Genomic DNA, 1,269 nt, shown 5'->3' with positions numbered 1-1,269 from the left:
CATTGCTGTCCCACAATTTTTCACAAGAGGAAGCTCATTTGAGCTTCCTCTTGTTTTATGGGTATTTTATCGGGTGAAAATAAAGCTTTTAAAGTTCTTCTTTCAAACAAATTCACTTGAATTATTCTGAGTAAACGTTGAACTGTCCAACCTGTTTTCCCTAAATGTTGAGCGAAACTCACCAATAAATAGGCGATCATCGCAATCCAGATTTGTGTCTGAATTGCGTTCCTGCTGCGGCCTAGAAACGCTTTTAATTTGAGATTCTGCTTAATCGCCTTAAAGAACAGCTCAACTTTCCAACGATCTTTATAAATCGCCGCAATGGTGGAGGCGGCTAAATGAAAGTTATTGCTGAGAAAGCTAAAGTGCTTGCCACTTTGCTGATCTCTATATTCAATTCTTCTTAACACTGGGGCTTTTCTTTTTAGGGCATGTGCGCTATTCAGCTGAATGGTTTCATCTTTTAGAATACCTTTGGATTCAAGCACTGGATGTTGCTGGATCACCTGATACACAGATTTAGGCCTAAAACGTGTGACAAATCCAATGTTTTGAGCAGTCAGATTTGCATACCATTGGTAATCGACATAGCCTTTATCAAAAACTACAATGCTGCCAGCAGGAAACTGGAATTTGCGGCCTTGTACCATGTCATTTTCTTTGCCATTTTCAACTGCAACAAACTCAGGAATATCATTGCTGTGATTCAATCCTATGCTGAGTTTCATGCTGGCTTTTGAGTCGTGAACTTTGGCCCATTCACATAAGGAAAGCGACAGATCAATATGACTGGCATCCAAGGAATACAAGGGATTCTTAAAGCGAAATTTATGAGCTACTTTTGAGTGTTCATAGTATTTAAGCAACTTGTGAAATAGCTGTTGATACAAGGCAGCAGGCTGCTGCTCATTGATTCGTGCCAGCGTGCTTCGGGGAATAGACTTTGCTCCGAGATGACTTAGCTTTTCCTGTTGGCACTCCAAATTGGATTGAATATCTCTCAGACTTTGTCTACAAGAGAATTGAGACATCAATATGGCAATAAACTGATCCCACCGGGAAGCCGCTCTAAATTTCTGTCCAACATGGTGTACTTTAGCAAGTTGTTCAAAATCCTGTCGCACAACAGGTTTAATTAGCTCATGAAATACGGTATTCTGATGTGACAAAACCTGAATCCTGGTCGTTAAAGTGTTTGTTTGCACTCATATTTTAACTGTTAGGACTCAGGTTTTTTTATTTAAAGCAAACTATGGGACAGCAGTG

General features: G+C 39.9%; 1 protein-coding gene. It reads right to left on the bottom strand.

Annotated elements, in window-relative coordinates; all coding sequences use genetic code 11:
* Positions 1-20: 20 nt before the first annotated feature.
* Positions 21-1,172 (bottom strand): IS4-like element ISAbe18 family transposase, encoded by a 1,152-nt coding sequence (locus tag NI466_RS15745; protein WP_004645517.1) that lies wholly within the window; start codon positions 1,170-1,172, stop codon positions 21-23.
* Positions 1,173-1,269: the final 97 nt, after the last annotated feature.

It is taken from the genome of Acinetobacter lwoffii, from assembly GCF_024129595.1.
Lineage (GTDB): Bacteria > Pseudomonadota > Gammaproteobacteria > Pseudomonadales > Moraxellaceae > Acinetobacter > Acinetobacter lwoffii_O.
Note: the sequence above shows the minus strand (reverse complement) of the source record. Positions and strands in the feature narration are given on the sequence as shown.